General features: G+C 71.8%; 22 protein-coding genes. 6 read left to right on the plus strand and 16 right to left on the minus strand.

The window, feature by feature from the left end:
- Positions 1 to 35: 35 nt before the first annotated feature.
- The 3 genes from purB to INTCA_RS01070 form a co-directional block, all read right to left on the minus strand.
- Positions 36 to 1445, minus strand: coding sequence for an adenylosuccinate lyase (purB, locus tag INTCA_RS01060; RefSeq protein ID WP_013491089.1), 1410 nt, complete (start codon positions 1443 to 1445; stop codon positions 36 to 38).
- A 191-nt stretch (positions 1446 to 1636) separates the two neighbouring features.
- Positions 1637 to 2428, minus strand: coding sequence for a VOC family protein (locus INTCA_RS01065; protein WP_013491090.1), 792 nt, complete (start codon positions 2426 to 2428; stop codon positions 1637 to 1639).
- Between the two features lie 4 nt (positions 2429 to 2432).
- On the minus strand, positions 2433 to 2945 hold the full coding sequence (locus INTCA_RS01070) for a low molecular weight protein-tyrosine-phosphatase (protein WP_013491091.1): 513 nt from the start codon (positions 2943 to 2945) through the stop codon (positions 2433 to 2435).
- A gap of 81 nt (positions 2946 to 3026) precedes the next feature.
- Between INTCA_RS01070 and INTCA_RS18465 the strand changes: the two genes are divergently transcribed.
- On the plus strand, positions 3027 to 3452 hold the full coding sequence (locus INTCA_RS18465; RefSeq protein ID WP_013491092.1) for a hypothetical protein: 426 nt from the start codon (positions 3027 to 3029) through the stop codon (positions 3450 to 3452).
- 9 nt (positions 3453 to 3461) lie between these two features.
- Entirely contained in the window at positions 3462 to 4808 is a 1347-nt protein-coding gene (locus INTCA_RS01080) for an MFS transporter (RefSeq protein WP_013491093.1), read from the plus strand.
- Between the two features lie 90 nt (positions 4809 to 4898).
- Here the strand turns inward: INTCA_RS01080 and galE are convergent, their stop codons facing one another.
- The 7 genes from galE to INTCA_RS01115 form a co-directional block, all read right to left on the minus strand.
- Positions 4899 to 5915, minus strand: a complete 1017-nt coding sequence (gene galE / locus INTCA_RS01085; RefSeq protein ID WP_013491094.1) for a UDP-glucose 4-epimerase GalE — start codon at positions 5913 to 5915, stop codon at positions 4899 to 4901.
- Between the two features lie 338 nt (positions 5916 to 6253).
- On the minus strand, positions 6254 to 7150 hold the full coding sequence (locus tag INTCA_RS01090; protein WP_013491095.1) for a M56 family metallopeptidase: 897 nt from the start codon (positions 7148 to 7150) through the stop codon (positions 6254 to 6256).
- A 14-nt stretch (positions 7151 to 7164) separates the two neighbouring features.
- Complete coding sequence (locus INTCA_RS01095; RefSeq protein WP_013491096.1) at positions 7165 to 7578, minus strand: BlaI/MecI/CopY family transcriptional regulator; 414 nt, start codon at positions 7576 to 7578, stop codon at positions 7165 to 7167.
- Positions 7579 to 7590: 12 nt separating this feature from the next.
- Entirely contained in the window at positions 7591 to 9300 is a 1710-nt protein-coding gene (gene cydC / locus INTCA_RS01100) for a thiol reductant ABC exporter subunit CydC (RefSeq protein WP_013491097.1), read from the minus strand.
- Positions 9297 to 10958 (minus strand): thiol reductant ABC exporter subunit CydD, encoded by a 1662-nt coding sequence (gene cydD / locus INTCA_RS01105; RefSeq protein ID WP_013491098.1) that lies wholly within the window; start codon positions 10956 to 10958, stop codon positions 9297 to 9299. The genes cydC and cydD overlap by 4 nt, the downstream gene beginning before the upstream one ends.
- A 7-nt stretch (positions 10959 to 10965) precedes the next feature.
- Positions 10966 to 12039 carry a cytochrome d ubiquinol oxidase subunit II gene (gene cydB / locus INTCA_RS01110; protein ID WP_013491099.1) on the minus strand — a complete coding sequence of 358 codons (1074 nt, stop codon included), beginning with the start codon at positions 12037 to 12039 and terminating at the stop codon, positions 10966 to 10968.
- Positions 12040 to 12053: 14 nt separating this feature from the next.
- Positions 12054 to 13538 (minus strand): cytochrome ubiquinol oxidase subunit I, encoded by a 1485-nt coding sequence (locus tag INTCA_RS01115; protein ID WP_013491100.1) that lies wholly within the window; start codon positions 13536 to 13538, stop codon positions 12054 to 12056.
- Between the two features lie 185 nt (positions 13539 to 13723).
- Between INTCA_RS01115 and INTCA_RS01120 the strand changes: the two genes are divergently transcribed.
- Entirely contained in the window at positions 13724 to 14101 is a 378-nt protein-coding gene (locus tag INTCA_RS01120; RefSeq protein ID WP_013491101.1) for a GntR family transcriptional regulator, read from the plus strand.
- A gap of 26 nt (positions 14102 to 14127) precedes the next feature.
- Complete coding sequence (locus tag INTCA_RS01125; protein WP_218916282.1) at positions 14128 to 15165, plus strand: quinone-dependent dihydroorotate dehydrogenase; 1038 nt, start codon at positions 14128 to 14130, stop codon at positions 15163 to 15165.
- Between the two features lie 82 nt (positions 15166 to 15247).
- Here INTCA_RS01125 and paaK read toward each other — a convergent pair whose 3' ends face one another.
- The 4 genes from paaK to INTCA_RS01145 all read right to left on the minus strand — a co-directional run bounded on the left by paaK (position 15248) and on the right by INTCA_RS01145 (position 19421).
- Positions 15248 to 16561, minus strand: coding sequence for a phenylacetate--CoA ligase PaaK (paaK, locus tag INTCA_RS01130; RefSeq protein ID WP_013491103.1), 1314 nt, complete (start codon positions 16559 to 16561; stop codon positions 15248 to 15250).
- A 66-nt stretch (positions 16562 to 16627) separates the two neighbouring features.
- Positions 16628 to 17506, minus strand: a complete 879-nt coding sequence (locus INTCA_RS01135) for an amino acid ABC transporter ATP-binding protein (RefSeq protein WP_013491104.1) — start codon at positions 17504 to 17506, stop codon at positions 16628 to 16630.
- Positions 17506 to 18477: an amino acid ABC transporter permease gene (locus tag INTCA_RS01140; protein ID WP_041307091.1), complete on the minus strand. Its 972-nt coding sequence runs from the start codon at positions 18475 to 18477 to the stop codon at positions 17506 to 17508. The genes INTCA_RS01135 and INTCA_RS01140 overlap by 1 nt, the downstream gene beginning before the upstream one ends.
- Positions 18478 to 18506: 29 nt before the next feature.
- Entirely contained in the window at positions 18507 to 19421 is a 915-nt protein-coding gene (locus INTCA_RS01145) for an ABC transporter substrate-binding protein (RefSeq protein ID WP_013491106.1), read from the minus strand.
- A gap of 344 nt (positions 19422 to 19765) precedes the next feature.
- On the opposite strand from INTCA_RS01145, the gene INTCA_RS01150 reads away from it, so the two are divergent.
- A complete protein-coding gene (locus INTCA_RS01150) occupies positions 19766 to 21352 on the plus strand; it encodes a DEAD/DEAH box helicase (RefSeq protein ID WP_013491107.1) in 1587 nt (528 codons plus the stop codon).
- A gap of 61 nt (positions 21353 to 21413) precedes the next feature.
- Here INTCA_RS01150 and INTCA_RS01155 read toward each other — a convergent pair whose 3' ends face one another.
- Positions 21414 to 22241 carry an RDD family protein gene (locus INTCA_RS01155; RefSeq protein ID WP_083807830.1) on the minus strand — a complete coding sequence of 276 codons (828 nt, stop codon included), beginning with the start codon at positions 22239 to 22241 and terminating at the stop codon, positions 21414 to 21416.
- Between the two features lie 88 nt (positions 22242 to 22329).
- On the opposite strand from INTCA_RS01155, the gene INTCA_RS01160 reads away from it, so the two are divergent.
- On the plus strand, positions 22330 to 23325 hold the full coding sequence (locus INTCA_RS01160; RefSeq protein ID WP_013491109.1) for a stage II sporulation protein M: 996 nt from the start codon (positions 22330 to 22332) through the stop codon (positions 23323 to 23325).
- A 116-nt stretch (positions 23326 to 23441) separates the two neighbouring features.
- On the opposite strand, the gene INTCA_RS01165 is transcribed toward INTCA_RS01160, so the two are convergent.
- Complete coding sequence (locus INTCA_RS01165) at positions 23442 to 24737, minus strand: DUF58 domain-containing protein (RefSeq protein ID WP_013491110.1); 1296 nt, start codon at positions 24735 to 24737, stop codon at positions 23442 to 23444.
- Between the last annotated feature and the right edge of the window lie 17 nt (positions 24738 to 24754).

The raw sequence follows: 24754 nt of genomic DNA on the forward strand, positions 1-24754 counted from the left end.
AGCGGCATACGGCCTGGGGCGACCCAGCCCCTGCCTCAGGGCAGGTAGTCGACCAACCGGCTCGCCAGCGCCGTGTAGGTCTGAGGCGTCAGCGCGAGGAACCGCTCCTCGACGTCAGCCGGCAGCCCGAGCCCACGGACGAACTCGCGGACCTCGTCGCCCCCGACCCGGCGGCCCCGCGTCAGCTCCTTGAGCCGCTCGTACGGCTCCTCCATGCCCGGCACGCCCCGCGCTCCCAGCGCCCGCATCGCCGACTGGATCGGCTCGCCGAGGACCTCCCAGTTCGACTCGAGGTCGGCCGCCATCGCCGACGGGACGGCGTCGAGCCCGGCCAGTCCCCGCGCCACGTTGTCGAGCGCGAGGAGGCTGTGTCCGAAGGCCGACCCGATGTTGCGCTGCATCGACGAGTCGGTGAGGTCACGCTGCAGCCGGCTCTGGACGAGGGTCGACCCGAGGACGTCGAGGAGCGCGTTGCCGACCTCGAGGTTCGCCTCGGCGTTCTCGAAGCGGATCGGGTTGACCTTGTGGGGCATCGTGCTCGAGCCGACCGTCCCCTGCCCGCGGACCTGCGCGAAGTAGCCCATCGAGATGTACGTCCACACATCCGTGCAGAGGTTGTGCAGGACCCGGTTGAAGCGCGCGACGTCGGCGTAGAGCTCGGCCTGCCAGTCGTGGCTCTCGATCTGGGTCGTCAGCGGGTTCCAGGTGAGCCCGAGCCCTTCGACGAACTCGCGCGACACGGTCGGCCAGTCGACGTCGGGCAGCGCGAGGGCGTGGGCGCCGAACGTGCCGGTGGCCCCGTTGAACTTGCCGAGGTACTCCTGCCGGTCGACCCGGCGCAGCTGCCGGCCCAGTCGGAACGCGAGCACGGCCAGCTCTTTGCCCATGGTCGTCGGGGTGGCCGGCTGGCCGTGGGTGTGTGCGAGCAGCGGCACGTCCCGGAGGTCGCGGGCCAGCGCGGAGACCTGCTCGACGAGGGCCTGTGCCCGGGGCAGCCAGACGTCCGCCACGGCGCCCTTGACCATCAGGGCGTAGGCGAGGTTGTTGATGTCCTCGCTCGTGCAGCCGAAGTGGACCAGCTCAGCGAGACCCTTGTCCTCCTCGGCGGGAGCGATCTCGGCGAGGCGGCGCTTGAGGAAGTACTCGACCGCCTTGACGTCGTGCACGGTGACCCGCTCGATCTCGGCGAGCTCGGCCACCTCGACCGGCCCGAACGTCTCGACGAGGCCGCGCAGCGCCGAGATCTCCGCGTCGGTCAGCCGGCGGACCCCGGGGACGATGCCGTGGGACGTCTGGTGGATCAGCCACTCCACCTCGACGCGCACCCGCTCCCGGTTGAGTGCGGCCTCCGAGAGGTGGTCGACGAGCGGGGCGACGGCGGCACGGTAGCGCCCGTCGAGCGCGCCGAGCGCGATGGGGGGTGTTGCGGCAGCGAGGGAGGCCATGCGCCCATCCTCCCAGAGCGCGTGGCGTGCTTCCGAGCCGTCCGTATGCCGCTGGGCTGGCCGGGTGCCCACGTGCTGGGCCCTCTCCTGCCGCCCTCACCTGCCCGCAACACACCCGCTTGTCGTGCGGTCCTACCGTCTGCAGTTGGGGGGACCGGGCGCTAAGCGGGTGTGTTGCGGCGGAGGGGCGGTCAGTCCAGCTCGGGGACGAGGACCGAGAACACCTCTCCCTCGGGGCCGCTGAGCACCGCACCGAGGCCGAAGGGTCCGTCGAAGGGTCCTTGGAGCAGCGTGCCGCCGAGGTCGAGCGCGTGGGCGACGGTGGTCACGACGCTGTCCGTGGCGAAGTGGGCCACCCAGTGCGCTGGGATCTCGGGCGGCCAGTCGGCCTCGATCTCGGCCAGGCCGTACGCAGGGTTGCCGTCACCGGTGTGGGCCGTCGACCAGCGGGGGCCGCCGTTCTCGGTCTCGTCGATGAAGCCGTGGGCGAAGATGTTCTCGTAGAAGTCGAGCACCACGTCGTAGTCGCGGGTCAGCAGCTCGTTCCAGGTCAGGGAGCCCGGCTGGTCGAGGGTGCCGCTGCCGGGCAGGTCGCCCGGCTCCCACACCCCGAAGTAGGCGCCCCCCGGGTCGACCGCGACCATGGTGCGTGCCAGCGCCCCGATCTGGACGGGGCGGCCGAGGGGGCGTCCCCCGTAGGTGGCGATGGCCTGCGCCGCGACGGTGATGTCGCCGACGCGAAGGTAGGTCGTCCACTGGCTCGGCACCGGGGCGGTCGGGGGCCGGCGGCTGATTCCGGCGACGGGCTGGTCCGCGAGCAGCGCCATGGTGTAGCCCCCGCTGGCCGCGTCGCCCGTCAACCAGCGCCAGCCGAACAGCTCGCTGTAGAAGTGCTGGGCCCGGCCGACGTCGCTGACCAGGAGGTCCACCCAGCAGGGGGCCCCATAGGGGTAGTGCGGAACGGTCACGTGGAGGTCTCTCATGCGATCAGGGGTGCTCCATCTCCAGCCTTCCCCTGATGTGCTCGAGGACACCCTTGCAGGCGGCCTCGACCTCGGTGAAGCACCGCCGGAAGTGCTCCTCGTCGCCGTACCAGGGGTCGCTCGTCTCGAGCGTCCCGGCCGCGACCGCGGTCGGGTCGAACTCGCGGACCAGGCGGATCCGAGAGCGGTGGTCCGATGTCGGCGCGAGCCGGCGCAGGTGCCGGACGTGCCCGTCGTCGGAAGCGAGAACGAGGTCGATGTCGTCGAACGCGGTCGCGTCGAACTCTCTCGCCCGATGGCCCGAGCCGTCGTAGCCGTGGTGGGCCAGGACATCGACGGTGCGAGGGTCGGCGCGCTCGCCGACGTGCCAGTCGCCGGTGCCGCTCGAGGACACCGTCACGGCGTCGGCCAGGCCGGCCTCCGCGACGAGCTGCTCGAGGATGACGTGGCCCATCGGCGACCTGCAGATGTTGCCGCTGCACACGAAGGTGACGTGGAACGGGCGAGGCGACGGCATGGCCCCATTCAACACCCGTCCACCACATCGCCGGCGCCGTGTCGCCGAGCCGTTGTCGGCGGTCGGTGAGACGGTGTGCCCATGACGACGACCCGTGGTGCGAGGACCCCCCGAGAGCTGCTGTCCGCCTTCGTGGGACGGGTGGCGGCCGGTGACGTGGCCGGGATCGCCGGGGCGTATGCCGCTGACGCCGTCGTCAGCCTGCCGCGCGGTCGGGAGGCGGCCGGCTCCCAGGCGATCGAGCGTGCCTACGCGGCCGCGCTGGCCGGGGGTGCGCTCCTCGCCGTGGGCCGGCCCGACGATGCGGCCGCCCTCGAGCTGCTCGTCGAGTCCGCTCGGGTCATCGAGACCGGTCCGCTGTCGATGGTCTCGTTCACGGGCGCCGACGGTGCGGTCCGGACGATGGTGGCCTGGCAGGGCGAGGACGGCTGGGCCTGGGTCCGCGACGGGTCGATGCTCCGCGACGTCGAGGCCGCGCTCGGGGCGGGCCTGTCCGACGTGGCGTAGGTTCCTCGTGTGGTGGACGGCAGCGAGACGCGCGAGGGGGCCACCGCGCGCCGGTCGCACCTCGTCGACATCTCGCCGCTTCGGGCGAGCCTGCCGTTCGCGCGGCTGTGGGCCGGCAACACGCTCGCGGGCATCGGGGCGCAGGTCACGGCCACCGCAGTCGCCCTGCACATCTACGACCTCACGGCTTCGACCTTCATGGTCTCCCTCGTCGCCTGGTTCGCCCTCGGGCCGGTCATTGCCTCCGGGTTGTACGGCGGCGCCGTCGCGGACCGCTTCGACCGACGGTCCGTCGCGCTCATCGCGTCGGTGGTGGCCTGGGCGTCGACCGTCTCGCTGGCCGCCATCGCGTGGGCGGGGGTCACGACGGTCTGGGCCTTCTACGTCATCACCACGGTCAACGCCGTCGCAGCCACCATCGCGTCGGCGACGCGACAGGCCATCACGCCCCGGCTGCTGCCGCTGCACCTGCTGCCCCAGGCCGCCGCGCTGACGGGTATCTCGATGGGCCTCATGGTGACGGCCGGCCCCGGGCTCGCCGGCGTGCTCGTGGCCCGGGTCGGCTACGCGTGGACCTACACCGTCGACGTCCTGCTCTTCGTCGCGGGGCTGTTCGGCCTCTGGACGCTGCCGCGGATCCGGCCAGAGCTCGACGAGGACGGGGCACCACCGGCGAGCGGGCTGCGCGCGGTCGTGGAGGGTCTCGCGCACCTGCGCACGGCGCCGAACGTCCGGATGAGCTTCGTCGTCGACATCATCGCGATGACGTTCGGGCATCCGATGGTCCTCTTCCCCGCCGTCGGTGCCGTGGTCATCGGCGGGGGCCCGGTCACCGCCGGGCTGCTCCTCGCGGCGTTCGCTGCCGGGGGCATCCTCTCGAGCCTCGGGTCCGGGCGCGTCACCGGCGCCCGGTGGCAGGGGCGGGCCATCCGCAACGCGATCATCGTCTACGGCGTCGCGATCCTCGGCTTCGGGATGGTCCTCGCCGTCGTCATGGTGGGCGGTCATGCGGTGAGCAGCCGCGACTTCGGGGATGCCGACCGCACCGCCCTCGTGGCCGCGGTGGTCTGCCTGGCCGTGGCCGGAGGAGCCGACAACGTCAGCTCGATCTTCCGCCAGTCGATCCTGCAGGCTGCGGTCCCGGACCGGCTCCGCGGCCGGATGCAGGGCATCTTCACCGTCGTCGTCACCGGCGGCCCGCGCCTCGGGCAGATGCTCGCCGGGTCCCTGGCCACGCTCACCGTGACCTGGGTGCCACCGGTCGTCGGTGGGGCGCTCGTGGTCGGGCTCGTCGTGCTCGCCGTGGCGAGAGTGCCGAGCTTCCGGGACTACGACGCGCTCGACCCCCGGCCCTAGGGTTGCGCAGGAGCCCAGCCGAGCGGCGGCGTGATGTCGCGCTGGAAGCCAGCCCAGCGGCATACGGCCTGCGCTTGGTGGCTGGCGCCGTCAGGCCTCGGGGTAGCCCTCCGGGTTCTGGCTCTGCCACCGCCAGGTGTCGACGCACATGTCGTCGATGTCCTTCTGCGCCCGCCAGCCCAGCTCGCGCTGGGCCCGGGTGGGATCCGCGAACGCCGCAGGCAGGTCCCCGGCTCGCCGACCGACGACCTCGTAGGGGATCTGCCGGCCGCTGGCACGCTCGAACGCCTGGATGACCTCGAGGACGCTCGTACCGACGCCCGTGCCGAGGTTCCACGTCGACACCGGGGCGGCCGTCCTCGCCAGCTGGTCCAGAGCCGCGAGATGGCCGGCGGCGAGGTCCTCGACGTGGATGTAGTCGCGCAGGGCCGTGCCGTCCGGGGTGGCGTAGTCGCTGCCGAAGACGTGGAGCCGCTCGCGTCGCCCGACCGCCACCTGCGCGACGAAGGGCATGAGGTTGTTCGGGATGCCCTGTGGGTCCTCGCCGATGGTCCCCGACTCGTGCGCGCCCACCGGGTTGAAGTAGCGCAGCAGGGCGATCCGCCACGACGGGTCGGCCCGGGCCACGTCGCGCAGGACCTGCTCGATCATGACCTTGGTCCAGCCGTACGGGTTCGCGGCCGCGGTCGGCATGTCCTCCGTGAAGGGGGGTTCGTTGCTGCCGTAGACGGTGGCGGAGGAGCTGAAGACGAGCGTGCGGACCTGGTGGCGGCGCATCGCCCGGATCAACGAGAAGGTGGTGCCGAGGTTGTTCTCGTAGTACTCGAGCGGCTTCTCGACGCTCTCGCCGACGGCCTTGAGCCCGGCGAAGTGGATCACGGCGTCGATCGGCTCCTGCGTGAAGAGGTGCTCGGTCTTCTCCTGGTCCACGAGATCGAACGCGTGCACGGGCAGGTGGGCGCCCGTGATTGCCTCGAGCCGGGCCACCACGGTCGGCTTGCTGTTGGCGAAGTTGTCGACGATGACGACGTCGTGACCTGCGGCGACGAGCTGGACGACCATGTGGGAGCCGATGTAGCCGGCGCCGCCGGAGACGAGTACACGCATGGAGCGAGCCTATCGACGCCGCAACACACCCGTCTGTCGCGTGCCTCCCCCTGCTGCAGGCCGGTGGAGCAGTCGGTAGCCGGGTGTGTTGCTCGGGGGTGTGGGCTCAGGCCGGGGGCCCTCAGTCGTGTCGGCCGCGAAGTCGGGGGCGGCGTCGCACAGGCGGAGCGAGGTCATGGTGGGGACCTTTCGGCCGGAACTGCGCTTCGACCTGCACTGAAACCATGACCATGACTTATGGAACAGGCCCGTCCGACCCTCGGACTCGAGTCGATGTGATCGATCGAGCATCGGACCGGTCGATGACATCGACCGGGAGGAGGGTCAGAGGGGGAGGGTCAGGCGGTGGCCCACGCGACGACGAGCAGGGCGACCGGCATGATCACGACCGACGTGGCGAAGAGGTACATCACCGTCGCCGCGACCCCGGCGGGCAGCCCCGCGACGGGTCCGGGCTGGAGCAGCTCGAGTCGCAGCCGGGCTGCCGACGGGGACTCGCCCATCGCGAGCATCCCCTCGGGCTTGACGGCCCCGGTGGCCATCCCGACGATGGCGCGGGCCGTGGACACGACGCCGGTGGCTCGCACGGCCGCGCGGTCGGCCAGCACCTCGATGAGCAGCTTGACCTCATGCATGGCCATCTCGCACCGGAACCAGCTGGGCACGGCCTCGTGGATGACCGTGAAGAACTCGAGGATGAGGTCGTGCCGGGCCCGCAGGTGCGCCCGCTCATGGGCGAGGACGGCGACGAGCTGGTCCTCGGGGAGCGAGTCGAGGGTGCCTTGCGTCAGCACGACGCGGCGGCGCATCCCCGGCACGCAGTAGGCGGTCGGGGTCGGGTGCTCGATGACGCGCATGTGCGCGGCGTGGGACCCGTCCGCCCCGACCGGCACGGCGAGGAGGTCGACGAGCCTCCGGTGGCGCCGGCGATGGGCGCGCAACCGGGTGCCGACCCGGTGGCCGGAGACGATGAGCCGGCCCGCGATGAGACCGCTCACGGCGACGGCGACCGCGATCTGGGTGGCGTTGTCAGCGAGTGCGGCGGTCGGCCCGATGACGTAGGGCAGCGCGGCGGGTGCGGCAAAGAGGGCGGCCAGCACGGCCCCCATCGTGGTCGACTGCCAGACGACGAGGGCGGCCCGCGGGGCGCGTCGGAACGTCGTCATGCCAGCCATGAGACGCGGCACCGGCCACGCGAGGGCGATCGTCAGGGTGAGCAGGGCCGCAATGACCATGGGCGACTCGAGGGCTAGCCGGTCTGGTGCGTGCCCTCACGCTGCTCGAGGTCAGCCAGCGCCGCACGGAGCTCGTCGAGCTCCTCGGGGGTGGACTGGTCGAGGAAGCGGAGCAGCGCGCTGCGACGTTGGGATCCGGCGAGCTCACCCAGGGTGTGGTGGAGCGCCTCGGACGTCAGCTCGTCGCGGGAGGAGGCGGGCAGGTAGCGCCAGGCGCGGCCGTCTCGCTCTCTGGTGACGAGCTGCTTCTTGGCCATGCGGTCGAGGACGGTCATCAGCGTGGTGTAGGCGAGGCCCCGCGTGACGCCGATCGCGTCATGGACATCGCGCACCGTCAGACCCTCGGGGTGCGCCTCGGTCGAGACCCAGAGGTGCTCCATGACGGCACGCTCGAGGTCACCGAGTCGGGTGGGTGGGTTGCTGGCCATGATGCTTCCAATCTACCTGTGCGGATGGGTGACAGTGAAAACGCGGTCCACGAGGTGAAGCCCCTCAGGCCGGTGTGTGACCAGAACGACAGCGGGGTGTCCGCCGTCGCCGGTGTCGCGCCGCTGTGCGAGCAGGTCCGTGAGCACACTGCGGGCGGTCGGGGGGTCGAGGTGGGCGACCGGCTCGTCGAGGACGATCACGGGCCGACGGCTCAGGTGAGCCCGGGCGATGGCGAGACGGGCTCGCTCACCGCCGGACAGTCCACGGCCGCCCGCCCCGAGGACGGTGTCGAGTCCGTCCGGAAGGCTCGGAACGAGTCGGCCGAGGCCGGCACGGTCCAGGGCCCGGAGCACGTCCTCGTCAGTCGCGCCGGGGCGGGCGAGCGTGAGGTTGTTGCGCACCGAGGTCGCGAAGACGTGCGGCTCGTCGTCGACGACGGCGACCCGCGCGCGGGCCCGGTCGAGCGGCTCGGTGAGGACGTCGCGGAGCCGCCCGTCCGCCGCAGTCTCGTACCGTCCGGCACGGGGGTCGAGGTGCCGGGCCAGGACGGCGAGCAGGGTGGACTTCCCGCTGCCGTTCGGCCCGACGACCGCAACGGTCTCGCCGGGCGACAGGTCGAGGTCGAACGGGCCCAGTACCGGCCCGTCAGCCTGCTCGTCGCCCGGCACGGCCGACCCGCCCGACCCTCCCCAGCTCGCCGTGACGGCCTCGAGGCGCAGGCCGCCGAACGGCTCCGGTCCGGTGTCGGCGCCGTCGGGCCCAGCCCGTCCGGCGTCGTGGACGGCGGGGTCCTGGGTGAGGAGCGCGTCGGTGCGTGCTGCGGCGGCGCCGGCCTGCGCCCGGGCCCGCATCGCGTCGGCGAGCGGGGCGATGGCGTCGGCCAGGGCGACGGGCGTGAGGACGAGCAGCGCCTTGACCGGGTTCGACAGCTCGAGCCCGGTGGCAACGGCGGCGGTGGCGATGGTCGCGGTCGCGACGACGAGGAGGAAGGTGCCGGCGGCGAGCGCTCGGCCGCGAACGGCCGTCCGGGTGGCGCGTGCGACGTCGTCGTGCGCCTCGTCGAGCCAGCGGGTGGCCGTCCCCCAGGCCCCGATCGCCCGCAGCTGGTCGGCCTGGGTTGTCACGAGCTCGCTGACCCTGACCACCTCGGCGCGGGCGGCCACGAGGGCTCCCAGCGTGCGCGCCTCGGTCCGGTGCGCCAGCACGCTGACCAGCGCGACGGCGACGCAGACCAGGGCCACGACGAGGCCGACGGGCGGCGCGATGACCGTGGTGAAGCCGATCGCGAGGGCGCCGGCGACCGCGCTGGAGACGACGGGCACGGTGACCCGGACCTGCGCCTCGACCTCGTCGGTGATGTCGTGGACGACGGCGGTGAGCACGTCCGCGCGGCGACGCCGCCCCAGCCGGGCCGGGGTGAGCGGGAGGAGTGCCTCGTATGCCGCTGACCTCCGGGCGGCGAGCGTCGCGAGGGACGCGTCGTGGCTGACGAGGCGCTCCCAGTAGCGGAACACGGGCCGGGCGATGCCGAAGGTGCGCACGGCGACGATGGCCGTCATCAGGGTGAGGATGAGGGGCCGCTCGGCCGCCCTGGCGATGAGCCACCCCGACGTGGCGGTCAGGGCCACGCCTGAGGCCGTCGCGATCCCGCCGAGCAGCCCCGCGAGCGCGATGCGGCCGCGGTGCTCGGGGGCCGAGCCGGGGCGGACCGGCCCCGTCACCGGGCCACCTCCGGCCGGACGCCGGGGGTGAGCCCGGGGATGGCCAGGTCGTCGCGCGGTCCATCCGGCTCGGGCAGCGGGAGCAGGTGGAGGTGCTCGTCCGCCACGGCGACGAGCTCGGGGCGGTGCGTGACGACGACGACGATGCGGCGCTCGGCGAGCTCGACGATGAGCGCGTTGACGGTGTCGGCGACCTCGGGGTCGAGGTGGGCGGTGGGCTCGTCGAGCAGCAGCAGCGGCTCGGGGGCGAGCCAGGCGCGGGCCAGCGCGAGTCGTTGCCGCTGACCGGCGGAGAGGCCGAAGCCGTCGTCCCCGAGCCTCGTCGACAGCCCCTCGGGAAGCCCGGCGACGACACCGTCGAGGCCCACGGTCCGGAGCGCCTGCCAGAGGGCGTCGTCGGACCGGGCGTTGCGCTCGGCGTCGTCCGCGAGGGTGAGGTTGGCGCGAATGGAGCCCGCGGCGAGGAACGGTCGTTGAGTGACGTAGTGCGACGGTGGCGCCGTCAGCGAACCGGACGAGGCGGCCTTGAGACCCGCGATGAGGTCGAGGAGCGTCGTCTTGCCCACTCCCGAGGGGCCGGTGATGGCGTAGAGGCCCGACCCGACCACGAGGTCGAGGTCACGGATCACGGGAGCCAGCCCAGCGGCATACGTGTAGCTGACGTCCCTGAGGTCGACCCGGGCGAACGGGGCGCCGGTCGGGGACGGGGAGGGCGGGTCAGCGAGGGCGCCCAGGATGTCGTCGAGCGCGGTCGCGCCGTCGGCGGCGGCGTGGAACTCCTGCCCGACCCGGCGGATCGGCCAGTACGCCTCGGGGGCCAGGAGGATCGCGGCGAGGGCCGGGGTGAGGTCCATCGAGCCATACGACAGGCGCAGGCCCACCGTCACGGCGACGAGGGCGACACTGATCGTCGCCAGGAGCTCGAGCGCGGCCGAGCTGAGGAACGCGATACGGAGCGTCTCCATCGTCGCCCGGCGGTGGCGTTCGCTGACCTCACGGACGACCTCGACCTGGCGCCGCCCCCGCCCGTAGCCGACGAGCGTCGGCAGACCCCGGACGACGTCGAGGAAGTGCCCGGACAGGCTCGCCAGGGCTGCCCAGCGGCGCTGCGTCGAGTCCTCCGTCGCGCGGCCGATGAGGGCCGCGAACAGCGGCAGGAGCGGGACCGTGAGGACGACGATGAGCGCGCTCGGCCAGTCGACGACGGCGAGCGCCAGGACCGCGACGACCGGCACGACGGCCGCCGTGACGAGGGTCGGGAGGTAGCGAGCCGCGTACGGCTCGACCGCACTCGCTCCCGAGGTGGCGAGGGAGAGCGCGGTCGCCTGGTCGACGGGGGCGCTGCCGGCCGCAGCCGGACCCGCGCCCCAGCGTCGGACCAGGGCGGAGCGCAGGGCGGTCGACACGCTGACGCCCGCCCAGGCGGCGACGACCTCGGTCGCCCAGGCGAGCACCGCCCGGATGGCGAAGAGGATGCCGAGCCAGGTGGCGGGAGCGGCAACCGGACGGTCATCGACAACCGCCACGACGACGCCCGTGAGGGCGAACGCCGTGGCGATCGTGGTGACTCCGGTCGCGATCCCGATCGCCGCCAGGGCGGCCACCGGCCTCCGCGCCGCCGGGACGACGTGGAGGAGGCGCGGGTCGAACGGCCTCATCCAGGCATCACCCGACCCGCTGCAGGGGCTGGTCGGGCCGGTCTGGCAGGACGTCCTCAGGAATGTGGCCGACGGTGAGGCGCTTGCGGAAGATCCAGTACGTCCACGCCTGGTAGACGAGCACGAGCGGCGTGAAGATGAGCGCGACGACGGTCATCACCTTGAGCGTGTAGTCGGAGCTCGAGGCGTTGTCCACCGTGAGGTTCCACGCCGGGTTCGTCGACGACGGCATGACGTTGGGGAAGAGCATGAGGAAGTAGGTCGCGACGGCCAGGGCGATGGTGACCGCCGTGCCGAGGAAGGCCCAGCCCTCCCGCCCTGCCCGGTTCGCCTGGAGCGCGCCGAGGAGCGCGACCGCGGCGACGATGGTCGTCGCCCACGAGGCCGCCGTGCCGTCGCTGATCCCGAGGAGGAGCAGGAGGGCGACGGCGAGGACGACAGTGACGAGCCCCATCCGCTCAGCGATGCGCCGGGAGTCAGAGCGGATGGGGCCGTCGGTCTTGAGCGCCACGAAGATCGCCCCGTGCGTGACGAAGAGCGCGACGAAGGTGAGGCCCCCGAGGATCGGGACCAGGCCGAGGAGCGTGAAGAGGTTGCCGGTGTACTCCATGTCGGCGTCGATCGGCACCCCGCGGACGATGTTCGTCAGGGCGACGCCCCAGAGGAAGGCAGGGACGAGGGAACCCCAGAAGATCGCGAGGTCCCAGCGCGACTTCCACTCCGCGCCGCCGCGCTTGTGGCGGTACTCGAAACCGAGGTTGCGGAGGATCAGCGCGACGAGGATGAGGAGCAGGGGCAGGTAGAAGCCGCTGAAGAGCGTGGCGTACCAGTGCGGGAAGGCCGCGAACGTCGCGCCACCGGCGGTGAGGACCCAGACCTCGTTGCCGTCCCAGACAGGGCCGATGGTGTTGAGCAGGACGCGGCGGCGCTTCTCGGCGTCGACGGCGGCCGCGCCGACGGCTCCCTTCGTCCGGCCGAGGACCGGCAGGAGGATGCCGACGCCGAAGTCGAAGCCCTCGAGGACGAAGTACCCGGTCCAGAGGACGCCGAGGACGATGAACCAGAAGGTGGCGAGATCCATGGTGGACGGTCCTTTCAGTAAGCGAAGACGAGGGGTGCGTCCTCGTCCCGCTCACTCGGTTGCTGCGGCTGCTCGAACGGGTCGGCGCCACGCCGGACGTAGTGCAGGAAGAGCTTGATCTCGACGACGGCGAGCGCCCCGTAGAGGAGCGTGAAGCCGACCATCGAGGCGATGACCTCGCCGGCGGAGACGGAGGGGGAGACGCCGCTGGCGGTGGTCATCAGCCCGAAGACGAGCCAGGGCTGCCGGCCCACCTCGGTGAAGATCCAGCCGAACGAGTTGCCGAGGACGGGCAGCAGCGGCGCGGCGACGGCGGCCCAGAAGAGCCAGCGCTGCGTGGGGGTGCGCCCCTTCCGCGTCAGCCAGAGCACGGCAAGGGCGATCGCGGCTGCCGCCATCCCGACGCCGATCATGAGACGGAACGTCCAGTAGGTGGTCGGGATGTTCGGGACGTAGTCGGTGGCCGGGTCCGCGACGAGCGGGTTGCCGGTCTCGCCGTAGGTCTTGGCGTACTCGTTCTTGAGGTCGAGGATGCCCGCGACCGCACCGTTGACGTCACCGGTGGCGAGGAAGCTGAGCAGGCCGGGGACCTCGATGATCGGGTTGGCGTGCTGTCCGTCGAGGGTGCCGAGCGTGAGGACGGAGAACGGCGCGCCCTGGCCTTCGGGCACCGACTCGTAGAGGCCCTCGGCGGCGGCCATCTTCATCGGCTGGACCTCGGTCATGATCTTGCCCTGGATGTCACCGGTCACCGCGACGCCGAGCCCCGCGACGAGGGTGACGACGGCGCCGATGCGGACCGCCGTGCGGTAGAGCGAGGCGTCCCCGGAGGCGAGCCGGTCGGCCGGGTCGACGCCCTCGGCGGGCAGGGCCTCGCGACGCATGAGGTGGAGTGCGACGCCCATGACGACGGCGCCGCCGACCATGTAGGCGGCGAGGATGACGTGCGGGAAGGTGACGAGCTGCACCTTGTTGGTCAGCAGCGCGAAGAAGTCGGTGAGCTCGGCGCGCCCGGTGTCGGGGTTGTACCGGTAGCCGACCGGGTTCTGCATGAACGAGTTGGCGGCGAGGATGAAGTAGGCCGACAGCAGGGTGCCGATGTGGACGATCCACATCGTCGCGGCGTGGAGCCGCTCGGGGATCCGGCCCCAGCCGAAGATCCACAGGCCGAGGAAGGTGGACTCGAGGAAGAAGGCGAGGAGCGCCTCGACCGCGAGCGGTGCGCCGAAGATGTCTCCGACGAAGCGGGAGTAGTCGGACCAGTTCATCCCGAACTGGAACTCCTGGACGATGCCGGTGACGAGCCCGAGGGCGAAGTTGATCGTGAAGAGCTTGCCGTAGAACTTGGCCAGCCGCAGCCACTCCGGGCGGTGGGTGCGCACCCACCGCGTGTGGAAGTAGGCGACGACGGCGGACAGCCCGATCGTGATCGGCACGAACAGGAAGTGGTACACGGTCGTGATGGCGAACTGCCATCTCGCAAGGTCGGTGGCATCCATGAGGTCTCCGGGAAGGCATGCGGCAAACTACGTGTGGTAGTAGATACTACGGTATGTAGTAGCCGGTATGCCGCTGAGTTCCGTTCCGCGGGACGGTGGCCTTGGGCACCCTCCCGCCCTCCCCCTCGGCGGCGCCCAGGGGAGTTGGTTCAATGAGGCATCGAGCCGAGCATCGGGAGGGCGTCATGACTGGTCCGAACGACCTGAGCATCACCATCGACCCGGCATCGGCGGAGCCGCCCTTCGAGCAGGTCCGCGCCCAGCTCGCCGCCCTCATCCGCTCGGGCCGGCTCCTGCCCGGGGACCGGCTGCCCACGGTCCGGGCGCTCGCGGCCCACCTCGGGCTCGCGGCGAACACCGTGGCTCGCACCTACAAGGAGCTCGAGGCGGCCGGGCTCGTCGAGACCAGGGGACGGGCCGGCACCGTCGTCGCCTCGGGGGAGCACACGGCCGACGTCGCCCTGGCGGCGTTGGCCGCGAGGTACGCCGTAGCCGCCCGGGAGGCCGGCGTGGATGACGCGACCGCGGTCGACCTGGTCCGCTCGGCCCTCCGCAGCTCCTGACCCGGGTGGCGGTCCGACATGGGAGCATGTGGGCCGTGATCTACGAGCGCGTCGCCCGTCCGGCCCTGTTCCGCCTCGGTGGTGGCGACCCTGAGATCGCGCACGAGCGGACCATCGGTGCGCTGACCGCGCTGGCCAAGGTCCCGCCGGCGGTGGCGGCGCTCCGCCGCCTCAACACCGTCGAGGCCCCACGGACCGTGTTCGGCGTCCGCTTTCCCGGCGTCGTCGGGCTCGCTGCCGGGATGGACAAGAACGGCGTGGCGCTCCGGGCCTGGCCGGCCCTCGGTTTCGGCCACGTCGAGGTCGGCACCGTGACCCGGCACGCCCAGCCCGGCAACCCCCGGCCCCGCCTCTTCCGGCTCCGCGAGAGCGGCGGGATCATCAACCGGATGGGCTTCAACAACGACGGGGCCGAGGCCCTCGCGGCGCGGCTCACCGCCGTCGGGCCGCTCGGCGTGCCCCTCGGGATCAGCATCGGCAAGTCGAAGGTGACGCCGGTCGAGGACGCGGTGGAGGACTATCTCCACTCATTCCGGGCGCTGCGCCGCTTCGCCGACTACGTCGCGGTCAACGTCAGCAGCCCGAACACTCCGGGACTGCGGGGGCTGCAGGACCGCGCCGCTCTCGACGAGCTCGTCGGGGCGCTGGCGGCCGAGGCGCAGGGCACCCCGCTGCTCGTCAAGATCGCGCCGGACCTGACGGACGAGGCGATCGGGGAGGTGCTGCAGGTCTGCGCGGACCACGGCGTCTCCGGTCTCATCGCGACGAACACGACGGTCTCCCGAGGCGGAGTCGCCGCCGCCGACCGGCCGGTGGCCGACGTGGAGACCGGCGGGCTCTCCGGGCGCCCCTTGACGGCGCGGGCCCGCGAGGTCGTCGCCTTCATCCACCGCGAGGCGCCGGAGCTGCCGGTCATCGGCGTGGGCGGGATCTCGAGCGTCGACGACGCGCACCGGATGCTCGACGCCGGGGCGTCCCTCCTGCAGGTCTACACGGGTTTCATCTTCGGTGGTCCTCCGCTCATCCGGGCGATCAACCGCAGCCTCGCCCCCGCTGGGACCTGACGGGGGGGCACCCGGCGAGCTCAGCGGCATACGGCGGAGGGGACGGGCGAGGGGACGGGAAGCGCGTCCGCGTGTCCCACCCTCACCCCTTGGGGCGTTCGTCGACGATGCGCCGCGCCTTGCCGATGGACCGCTCGATCGACCCCGGCGCTCGCACCTCGACCCGGCACGAGGTGCCGATGTTCGTCTTGATCTCGTGCTGCAGGTGACGGGCGATCGCGTCGGCGTCGGCGTCGCCGAGCGACTCCACCGGCTCGACGAGGACGGTCAGCTCCACCATCCGGCCGGGCTGGCGCAGCACGCACTGGAAGTAGGGGGACAGGCGCGGCTCGGCGAGGACGAACTCCTCGATCTGGGTGGGGAAGACGTTGACCCCCCGGATGATCATCATGTCGTCGGAGCGGCCGGTGACCTTCTCCATCCGGCGCATCGACGGGCAGGCCGTCCCGGGCAGGAGGCGGGTCAGGTCCCGGGTGCGGTAGCGGATGACCGGCATCGCCTGCCTCGTCAACGAGGTGAGGACGAGCTCGCCGAACTCGCCGTCGGGCAGGACCTCCTCGGTGACCGGGTCGATGATCTCGGGGTAGAAGTGGTCCTCCCACAGGTGCAGGCCGTCCTTCGTCGTGCCCGCCTCCTGGGCGACGCCGGGCCCCATGACCTCGGACAGGCCGTAGATGTCCACCGCGTCCATCCCCGTGCGCTCCTCGATCTCGCGGCGCATCGCCTCGGTCCACGGCTCCGCCCCGAAGATCCCGACGCGCAGGCTCGTCGACCGCGGGTCGATCCCCTCGGACTCCATCTGGTCGATGAGCGAGAGGAAGTAGCTCGGCGTCACGAGGATCACCGTTGCGCCGAAGTCCCGGATCAGCTGCACCTGCCGCTCCGTCATGCCGCCGCTGACGGGGACGACGGTGCCGCCGAGCCGCTCCGCCCCGTAGTGCGCGCCGAGCCCGCCGGTGAACAGGCCGTACCCGTAGGCGACGTGGATGATGTCGCCCGGGCCGCCGCCGGCGAAGCGGATCGAGCGGGCCATCAGGTCGGCCCACGTGTCGATGTCCTGCTTCGTGTAGCCGACGACCGTGGGGCGGCCGGTGGTGCCGGAGCTCGCGTGGATTCGCACGACCTCGGTCCGGGGCACGGCGAACATCCCGAAGGGGTAGTAGTCCCGCAGGTCGGCCTTGGCGAGGAACGGCAGCCTGCGGAGGTCGTCGAGCGACCGGATGTCGTCCGGCGTCAGGCCCTTCGCGTCGAACGCCGCCGTGTAGTGCGGGACGTTGGCGTATGCCGCTGAGATCGTCGCGCGCAGCCGCTCCGTCTGCAGGTGGCGCAGCTCGTCGACCGAGAGGGTCGGGATCTCGTGGTCGGGCAGGGCGGGGGCCGGTGACTCCGTCGTCATGAGCCCCAATCAAACATCAAGTGGCCCCGCCGTCCACCTGTGGACGAGGGGCCACTCGAACGGAGGTCAGGCGGGCTCGACCTGCTCCTGCTCCTGCTCGTCACGCCGTTCCTGCTGCTCCTCCGAGCGCATCCGGCGCAGGAAGGAGCGGGTCCGCTCCTGCTGCGGGTTGCTGATGACGTCCCGGGCGGTGCCTTCCTCGCAGACGACGCCGGCGTCCATGAAGACGACGTGGTCGGCGACCTCACGCGCGAAGCCCATCTCGTGCGTCACGACGATCATCGTCATGCCGGCCTCGGCGAGGTCGCGCATGACGCGGAGCACCTCGCCGACGAGCTCGGGGTCGAGGGCCGACGTCGGCTCGTCGAAGAGCATCAGCTTGGGGTCCATGGCGAGGGCCCGGGCGATGGCGACGCGCTGCTGCTGGCCACCGGAGAGGGCCCCGGGGTACGCCTTCGGCTTGTCCGCGAGACCGACGCGCTCGAGCAGCTCGAGGCCGCGGGCCCTCGCCTTGGCCTTGCTGACGCCCTTGACCTGCATCGGCGCCTCCATGACGTTCTCGAGGGCCGTCTTGTGCGGGAAGAGGTTGAACCGCTGGAAGACCATGCCGATGTCGCGACGTTGCGCCGACACCTGCTTGTCGGTCAGGTGGTGCAGGTGTCCCTTCTCGTCCTCGCGGTAGCCCATGAGGTCGCCGTCGACCCAGATCCGGCCGCCGTCGATCGTCTCGAGCTGGTTGATGCAGCGCAGGAAGGTCGTCTTGCCGGAGCCGGAGGGGCCGAGCAGGACGACGACCTCGCCCCGGTGAACGGTCAGGTCGATGCCCTTGAGCACCTCGTTGCCGTGGAAGGACTTCGTCACGTTGACGGCGCGCACGAGCGGTTGGCTCCCGTCGGCGCGGGTCCGCTGGTCCGGCCGGCCCTGCTGGTTCGTCGTGGTCGTCATCAGGCCCCTCCCATCCCGGCCGGGCGTGCCGCGCGCTTGGCCTGGGCCTTGCGCGCCTGGCGGCGGGTCTCGCCGAACCCGCGCCCGAAGTAGCGCTCGAGGTAGTACTGGCCGACCATGAGGACCGAGCAGACGATGAGGTACCAGCCGACCGCGGCGACGAGAGACGGCATGATCTGCAACGTGCGGGTGCCGATGATCCGGGTCTGGTTGAAGAGCTCCATCTGCACGGGGATCGCAGTGAGCAGCGAGGTGTCCTTGACCATGGCGATGGTCTCGTTGCCGGTGGGCGGCACGATGACGCGCATCGCCTGCGGCAGGACGATCCGGCGCATCGTCTTGCCCGAGCTCATGCCGAGAGCCTGCGCGGCCTCGGCCTGGCCCTTGTCGACCGACAGGATGCCGGCGCGGGCGATCTCGGCCATGTAGGCGGCCTCGGACAGACCGAGCCCGATGATGCCGAGGAAGATCCCGGTGCTGATCCCGGTGCTGAACCGGTTGACGTCGACCGTCGCGAAGGTCAGGTCGGTGCCCCACCCGAGCGACTCGGCGAGCTGTTGGCCGAAGGGCAGCCCCAGCGCGAGATCCGGGTAGAGGTACCCGATGCTCCCCATCATGACGAGGAGCACGTAGCGGGGGATCGCACGGAAGAACCACGTGAAGACGAACGACACCCCTCGCAGCACCGGGTTGGCCGAGAGGCGCATGACCGCGATCGCCACGCCGAAGACGACGCCGAGCACCATCGCCCCGGCCGTGCCGAGGAGGGTTCCCTTGAGGAGCCCCTCGAGGACCGGGTTGAAGTTCATGATCCGCAGCGCCTGCGGGAAGTTCCACCGCTCGTTCGTCAGGAACGAGCTCGCGACCATGGCGACGACGACGGCGATGGCCGCGAGGGCGACCCAGCGCCACGGGTGGGGGACCGGCCGGGCGTGGATCGCGCCCGGCCGGTCCTCGGTCCCGAGTGACACCTGAGGAGTCTGCTCAGGGGACACACTCATCAGGGGTTGACGGCGAAGTCCGTGATGCCACCGCTCTCGTTGCCCCACTGCTTGAGCACGGCGTCATACGTGCCGTCGGCCTTGAGCGCCTTGAGTGCGTCGGCGATCGCCTGGGCGAAGTCGGCCTGGTCCTTCGGGACGACGAAGCCGTAGGGGGCGGCGTCGTAGATGTCGCCGACCGCCTCGAGCTGGCCGTTCGTCTGCTTGACCGCGTAGAGCCCGATGGGGGAGTCGGCGAGCATCGCGTCGGTCTTGCCGGAGACGACGTCCGCGGTGACCTGGTCCTGCTTCTCCTGGACCACCAGGGTGATGTCGGGCTTGCCGGCGTCCTTGCAGGCCTTCTGCTTGAGCGGAAGGTCGTCGGTCTCCTGGACGGTGCCCTTCTGGACGCCGATCGTCAGGCCGCAGGCGTTGTTCGGGTCGACGTTCTTGGGGTTGCCGGTCTTGGCGACCCACTGGGTGCCGGCGTTGAAGTAGCTCACCATGTTGACTTCCTTCTTGCGGTCGTCGTTGATGGTGAAGCTCGAGACTCCGGCGTCGTACTTGCCGCCGGTCACGCCGAGGATGATCGTGTCGAAGCCGGCGTTCTGGTACTCGGCCGTGACGCCCAGCTTGGCGGCGACGGCGTTGAAGAGGTCGACGTCCATCCCCTCGACGGTCTTGCCGTCGTTGCCGATGAACTCGTTCGGCGCATAGCTCGCGTCGATGCCGACGATGATCTTGCCGGCGCTCTTGATCTTGTCCGGAACCTTCTCGGCAAGGGCCGCGTCTGCCGAGCCGGTGGAGGCAGGGGTGCTGGCCGACGGGGAGCTGGGGGACCCGGAGCCCGGCTCGAGGCTGTCAGAGCCACAGGCCGAGAGGGTGAGCCCGACAGCAACCATGCCGGTTATGGCAAGGAGGGGCAAGCGACGCATGAGTGGTCCTTCCACGGTTCGGACGGGGGCGTCCGTGGTGCTGTTTGAGAACGCCGATACTGCCACCTTCCAGCGCGCGTGCCCATGGGCGCAACCGAACCGTTGTGTTGCGTCCGAGTTGAGCGAAATCCTCCCGCTGGACGGGCGGATGCGAGGAAACCGCCCACCGTCCGTTACCGTTGACCTCAGTGGCCCGCCCAGTTCTGCCTCGGGCCATCTCTTCTTGGTGGGACCCATCGCTCTCGCCCCAGTCGATTCGCTCTTGCGCCGCGACTGGCCCTCCGTCTCGGAGTGGCCTCGCGCCGGGCAGAACGACCATTCTCTGACCTCTGGAGTCCCCACCTGTGTCCATCGACACGACTGACCTGACCTTCGGCGCGCTCGGCGTGCCGTCCGCCCTCACCGCGGCGCTGGCCGACCTCGGCATCACGACGCCGACCCCGATCCAGGCCGCGACCCTCCCCGACTCGCTGGCCGGTCGCGACGTCCTCGGCCGTGGCCGCACCGGCTCGGGCAAGACGTACGCCTTCCTCCTGCCGATCGTGGCCCGTCTCGCCGCGGCGCCGACCCGGCGCAGCCCGGGCCGACCTCGTGCGCTCATTCTCGCCCCGACCCGTGAGCTGGCCACGCAGATCGACACGGCCCTGGCGCCGCTGGCCGCGACGGCCGGCCTCAACAGCCTGACGATCTTCGGTGGCGTGGGCCAGAACCCGCAGGTGCAGGGCCTGCGCCGCGGCGTCGACGTCGTCGTCGCCTGCCCGGGTCGTCTCGAGGACCTGATGGGCCAGGGCCACGTGTCCCTCGACTCGGTCGAGATCACCGTGCTCGACGAGGCCGACCACATGGCCGACCTCGGCTTCCTCCCCGGTGTCCGGCGGATCATGGACAAGACGCCGGCGACGGGCCAGCGGATGCTGTTCTCCGCGACGCTCGACGGCGCGATCAACGTCATCGTCAAGCGCTTCCTCACCAGCCCCCGCACCCACGAGGCGGACTCGGCCCAGTCGCCGGTCTCCACGATGGCGCACCACGTCCTGCACGTCACCTCCGACGCGCACCTGGCGGTCATCCTCGACCTCGCCGCGGCCCCGGGCCGCAAGGTCGTCTTCACGCGGACCAAGCACCGGGCCAAGAAGCTTGCCAAGCAGCTCAACTCGTCGGGAGTTCCGGCCGTCGAGCTGCACGGCAACCTCAGCCAGGGCGCGCGGACCCGCAACATGGACGACTTCCACAGCGGTCGGGCCCAGACGCTCGTCGCGACGGACATCGCAGCCCGCGGCATCCACGTCGACGACGTGGCGCTCGTCATCCACGCCGACCCGCCGGTCGAGCACAAGGCCTACCTCCACCGCTCGGGTCGCACCGCGCGTGCGGGGGCTGACGGCACGGTCGTGACGATGATGCTCGACGACCAGGTGCGCGACGTCCGTGACCTGACGCGCAAGGCCGGCATCAAGCCGACGACGACGCGCGTTGCGGTGGGACACCCCCTCCTCGTGGAGCTCGCTCCCGGTGAGCGGTCGTATGCCGCTGGGCTCGTCCGGGAGGCCGTCCCCACCGTGGGTGGTGGCGCTCGCAGACAAGGTGGATCCGGATCGTCCCGCGGGACCGGTGCTCGGGACGGGGCCGGGCAGGGTCGCGCCGGTGGCGGTCGGGCCGGTGGTGGTCGCGCCGGTGGTGGCCGCGGGGCGGGTCGGTCCGGTGGGTCCGCCGCTGCGGGCGGCTCCGGCTCCTCGGCCGCGTCCGGCAGCGGGCGCCGTGGTGGCAGTGGCAGCAGTGGCAGCAGTGCCGGTGCCCGCGCCGGGGCCGGCGGCAACGGTGGACGGGGCCGGCAGGGCGGCAGCGCCACGGTGTACTCGACGAGCTCCGGCGGTGGAGCAGCGGCGTTCTCGGCCGGCACCCGCGCCGGAAGCCGCCGCCGGGCCGGCTGAACCCAGCACCCCCTCACCTCTCGCAGGGTCGACGTGATCGATCGAGCCCGTTCTCGATCGATCACCTCGAATCGGGGAGGGCTCTTTCTCGCAGGGCCTGCTCGCGGTGCAACCGCTCGAGGTCCCGGCGGTAGCGCTCGGCCATCACCGCCGTGAGGATCGCCTCGGGGTCGTTCCCGGGCGGGGGCGGAGGAGCGACGAGCGGCAGCACCCGGGCCAGCAGCTGACGGCCCAGGGCCTGCCTCGCCTCCGGCACGAGGAGCCGGGCCCGGGGCAGGAACTGTCGGACGGCCACGGCCAGGTCAGCGGCCACCGGCGCGATGTCGGCTCGCCGGGCCCAGCCCTCCAGGGCGAGTGGCGCGACGGGTGGCAACGGCAGCTCCAGACGGCTTCGCTCGGCGATGACGTAGGTGCCGGCAGCGAGGTCCCCGAGCCGTTTCGTCCGGGCCGTGACGAGGGCGGCGATGACGGCCGCCACCCCGGTCAGCAGGTACACCTCGACCCACCCCACGAGAGCCCGGGCCAGCGCGTGCCGGAACGAGATCGGTCCACCGTCGTCCCGCACGACCCGCAGCCCGGTGATGAGCTTGCCCAACGTCTTCCCGCGGGTCAGCGTCTCCGACACCGTGGGCACACCGACGAGCACCGCGACGAAGGACACGATGACGGCCGTGCGTGAGACCGCCTCGGAGGACTGGCCGGTCAGGGCCCCGGCCGCGAAGAAGACGCCGACGAGCAGCCCGACGTGCAGCACGACGTCGATGAGGCCGGACAGGACGCGGGTGCCGATGCTCGCGACGGGCACCTCGAGCGCGACGCCCTCACCGGTCACCGACTCCTCGGGGGCGTAGCTCCGCGAGCCCTGCCTCGTCGGTGACCCAGCCGTCATGGGAGGCAGCGTACGCACCCGACCCGGCCCAGCGGCATACGACCTCATGGCCGCAGGCCCAGCGGGGAGTGGGCTATATCGTGACCGCGTGAACCTCGACGCGCTCGTCGCCGCGCACTCGGCCCAGTGGAGCCGGCTGGACGAGCTGAGCCGGCGGCGTCGGCTGACCGGCGGCGAGGCGGACGAGCTGCTCGACCTCTACCAGCAGGTGTCGACCCACCTGTCGCTGATCCGCTCCGGCGAGGCCGACCCGACGCTGATCCGGCACCTGTCGACGATCCTCAGCCGGGCCCGCGTGACCCTGGCGGGACGAGGCTCGTCGACGTGGGCTGACCTCGGGGCGTTCTTCGTGCGGACGTTCCCTGCGGCGCTCTACCGGCTGCGGCGGTGGTGGCTGGGCACGCTCGCCCTCAACCTCGTGGCCGCGGTGCTCGTCGCCTGGTGGACCGTCGAGCACCCGCAGGTGTACACGTCGGTGATGTCGCGCGCGCAGATCGACGCCTACGTCGGCACCGACTTCGAGAACTACTACCGGGAGTTTCCGCACCACGAGTTCGCCACGCTCGTCTGGGTCAACAACGCGTGGGTGGCGGCCCAGTGCATCGTCTTCGGCGTGCTCGGCCTGCCCGTCGTCTACGTGCTCTGGCAGAACACCCTGAACCTCGGCGTCGCCGGCGCGCTCATGGCCAGCCACGACCGCGCCTCGCTCTTCTTCGGGATGATCCTGCCGCACGGGCTGCTCGAGCTGACCGCGGTATTCGTCGCGGGCGGGGCTGGGCTGTGGCTCTTCTGGTCGTGGATCGAGCCGGGGCCGCGGCCCCGGGCGGTTGCCTTCGCCGAGGCGGGGCGCACCGTCATCGCGATCGCGCTGGGGCTCGCCGCGGTGCTGCTCGTCAGCGGGATCATCGAGGGTTTCGTCACGCCGTCCGCCCTGCCGACCGGGGCGCGGATCCTCATCGGTGTCCTCGCTGAGGGGGCGTTCCTCGCCTACGTGTTCGTGGTCGGACGGCGAGCCTTCCGGGGCGGGGCGACCGGGGACGTGTCGCGCGCGGCCGTGGGCGACGCCGCCCCCGTGGTCGGCTGACCCCCAAACCCCATCGAAAGAGCACTTCGTCCCCCGGCCAATCGAAAGAGCACTTCGTCCCCCGGCCAATCGAAAGAGCACTTCGTACCAAGGGGGACGAAGTGCTCTTTCGATGGTCAGAGGAGGCCTTCGCTCTTGAGCCAGAGGTAGTGGTCGGCGAGCCTGGCCGGCAGCTCATCGGCCTCGGCGTCGATGACGTCGACGCCCAGCCGCGCGAGGGCGGCCGCCACGCGCTCCCGTCGGGCCATGGTGCGCTCCGCGGCCGCGGCGCCGTAGACGTCGGCCACGGTGGTGCGCTCGGCCAGGAGGGTTCCGACCGCAGGATCGGCGACGCTGGCGAGGACGACCCGGTGCCGTGCGACGAGCGTCGGGATGACGGGGAGCAGACCCTCCTCGATGGCCGCCGGCTCGAGCGGGGTGAGCAGCACGACGAGGGATCGCTGGTGGTGGCGGCTGACCACGGCGGACGCCAGGGCGGACCAGTCGGCCTCGACGATGGCCGGCTGGATCGGCGCGAGCGCGGAGACCACCTCGGCGAGCGGGCTCGTCCGGTCGGTCGACCCGATCACCCGCACGCGCACCCGCTGATCCCCCGCGATGACGTCGACGCGGTCGTGCGCGTGCCCCGCGAGCGCCGTGAGGAGCAGGGTGGCGTCCATCGCCGCATCGAGGCGGGGGACGTCGCCGACCCGGCCGGCGCTGGTCCGCGACGTGTCGACGACGACGACGATGCGACGGTGCTGCTCCGGCCGCCATGTGCGGACGACGACCGACCCTCGCCGGGCGGTGGCCCGCCAGTCGATCGACCGCACGTCGTCGCCCTCGACGTAGTCGCGCAGGGAGTCGAACTCGGTGCCCTGGCCGCGCCGGCGGACGGCGGAGCGCCCGTCGATCTGGCGCAGGCGGGACAGCTTGCTCGGCAGGTGGCGCCGCGAGTGGAAGGGATGGAGCACCCGGATCGTCCCGGCGACGGTGATGGAGGCCTGGCGGGCGGCGAGGCCCAGGGGTCCGTGCAGGCGCAGCGTCACCAGGTCGGCGTGCCGGTCACCCCGCCGCGTCGGGCGCAGCCGGGTGGTCAGCCGCACGCGGTCCCCGGAGCGGAGCCGCAGGTCGTGCCGGTCGTGCTCCGCCCCGGCGGACGGCTGCCACGCATCCCGGACCTGGCCTCGGACCGCTCGCCGGCCCGGGTTGGTCACCAGCAGCTCGCTCGTGACGGCCTCGCCGAGCCGGACCAGCGGCGCCACCGACCGCTCGATCACGAGACCACGCGGGGAGGGCGCCAGGGCGAGATCGGCCAGGACGAGAACGAGGACTCCGAGCGTCCACAGCAGCACCGTTCCGACGCCCGGACGCCAGGCAACGGCGACCGCGCCGAGCAGGACCACGAGGGCGGCCCGGCCCGTCAGGACCATGGCTCACACCCACTCCG

Origin of the sequence: Intrasporangium calvum DSM 43043 (assembly GCF_000184685.1) — a bacterium.
Lineage (GTDB): Bacteria > Actinomycetota > Actinomycetes > Actinomycetales > Dermatophilaceae > Intrasporangium > Intrasporangium calvum.

Excerpts from the sequence above, each read along its gene's own strand:
- INTCA_RS01135 (WP_013491104.1), bottom strand. The coding sequence starts at position 17,506 with ATGACGACCACGACGAACCAGCAGGGCCGGCCGGACCAGCGGACCCGC.
- cydD (WP_013491098.1), bottom strand. The coding sequence starts at position 10,958 with ATGAGGCCGTTCGACCCGCGCCTCCTCCACGTCGTCCCGGCGGCGCGG.
- INTCA_RS01155 (WP_083807830.1), bottom strand. The coding sequence starts at position 22,241 with ATGACGGCTGGGTCACCGACGAGGCAGGGCTCGCGGAGCTACGCCCCC.
- galE (WP_013491094.1), bottom strand. The coding sequence starts at position 5,915 with ATGCGTGTACTCGTCTCCGGCGGCGCCGGCTACATCGGCTCCCACATG.
- INTCA_RS01125 (WP_218916282.1), top strand. The coding sequence starts at position 14,128 with ATGTGGGCCGTGATCTACGAGCGCGTCGCCCGTCCGGCCCTGTTCCGC.
- INTCA_RS01095 (WP_013491096.1), bottom strand. The coding sequence starts at position 7,578 with ATGGCCAGCAACCCACCCACCCGACTCGGTGACCTCGAGCGTGCCGTC.
- INTCA_RS01145 (WP_013491106.1), bottom strand. The coding sequence starts at position 19,421 with ATGCGTCGCTTGCCCCTCCTTGCCATAACCGGCATGGTTGCTGTCGGG.
- INTCA_RS01065 (WP_013491090.1), bottom strand. The coding sequence starts at position 2,428 with ATGAGAGACCTCCACGTGACCGTTCCGCACTACCCCTATGGGGCCCCC.
- INTCA_RS01120 (WP_013491101.1), top strand. The coding sequence starts at position 13,724 with ATGACTGGTCCGAACGACCTGAGCATCACCATCGACCCGGCATCGGCG.
- INTCA_RS01165 (WP_013491110.1), bottom strand. The coding sequence starts at position 24,737 with ATGGTCCTGACGGGCCGGGCCGCCCTCGTGGTCCTGCTCGGCGCGGTC.
- cydB (WP_013491099.1), bottom strand. The coding sequence starts at position 12,039 with ATGGATCTCGCCACCTTCTGGTTCATCGTCCTCGGCGTCCTCTGGACC.
- INTCA_RS01090 (WP_013491095.1), bottom strand. The coding sequence starts at position 7,150 with ATGGTCATTGCGGCCCTGCTCACCCTGACGATCGCCCTCGCGTGGCCG.
- INTCA_RS01115 (WP_013491100.1), bottom strand. The coding sequence starts at position 13,538 with ATGGATGCCACCGACCTTGCGAGATGGCAGTTCGCCATCACGACCGTG.
- paaK (WP_013491103.1), bottom strand. The coding sequence starts at position 16,561 with ATGACGACGGAGTCACCGGCCCCCGCCCTGCCCGACCACGAGATCCCG.
- purB (WP_013491089.1), bottom strand. The coding sequence starts at position 1,445 with ATGGCCTCCCTCGCTGCCGCAACACCCCCCATCGCGCTCGGCGCGCTC.
- INTCA_RS18465 (WP_013491092.1), top strand. The coding sequence starts at position 3,027 with ATGACGACGACCCGTGGTGCGAGGACCCCCCGAGAGCTGCTGTCCGCC.
- INTCA_RS01070 (WP_013491091.1), bottom strand. The coding sequence starts at position 2,945 with ATGCCGTCGCCTCGCCCGTTCCACGTCACCTTCGTGTGCAGCGGCAAC.